Raw genomic sequence first — 800 nt, forward strand, 5'->3', positions numbered from 1 at the left:
GTCATATGCCGGAGCGAGCGAGCTTGGAAGTTGGGGAAGAGGGCATAGACGTTTTGTTTGAATAAGGCAGATTAAAGGCCGTCTGAAGGGGAAGTCAACAAGGTTGATTACCTTTCAGACGGCCTTTTTTCCATTTATCCCATTTGCTTTACCATCAGCATAATCCAAGTTAATATATCAAATTCATTGTCATTCTAAAATTGTCTGTCATGACCGCCCGCCAATCCTACCACCTTACCTTTGCCCGTTTTTCCCCCTCACTTTCAGTCCGCTCTTTCAGCGCATCCGAAGCGGTCAATACCGCTTACCGTGTCGAAATCACTGCCACCTCGACCGATTCCTCCCTGCCTCTGTCTTCCTACCTCAACCAGCGCGCAGCGTTTGAGATTCGTCCGCAGGAAGGCTTACTGTCGGAAGTGGCCGGGGCATTCGGGTCTGCTTCAGACAACCCGCCGGCAAAGCAATGGCAGGGCATTATCACCTCATGCGAGAAGTTGTCGGTATCCAAGGATGAAGCCGTTTACCGCTTTGTTTTAGAGCCGCGTTTCGCGGCAATGAAACATTTCCAAACTTCCCGGCTGTTTCAACACCAAACCGTCCCCGACATCGTTGCCGCCGTCTTCAAACACCACGGTTTCTCCGGTGTCGACTACCGTTTCCAAAAGAGCCGCAACTACAGCGTACGCGAGTATGTGACCCAGTATCTCGAAAGCGACTTCGACTTTATCAACCGTCTGTGTGAAGAAGAAGGCATCTGGTATGCCTTCGAACAGCATGAACAACATGGCGACGTAGTCGTC

1 protein-coding gene is annotated in these 800 nt (G+C 50.8%); it reads left to right on the forward strand.

Annotated features, from left to right (window positions below):
- Positions 1–209 precede the first annotated feature (209 nt).
- Positions 210–800 (forward strand): contractile injection system protein, VgrG/Pvc8 family (locus DBY97_RS11345; RefSeq protein WP_199900769.1); only part of this gene is annotated, 591 nt, incomplete at its 3' end.

This window comes from Neisseria subflava (genome assembly GCF_003044645.1).
GTDB lineage: Bacteria > Pseudomonadota > Gammaproteobacteria > Burkholderiales > Neisseriaceae > Neisseria > Neisseria subflava_B.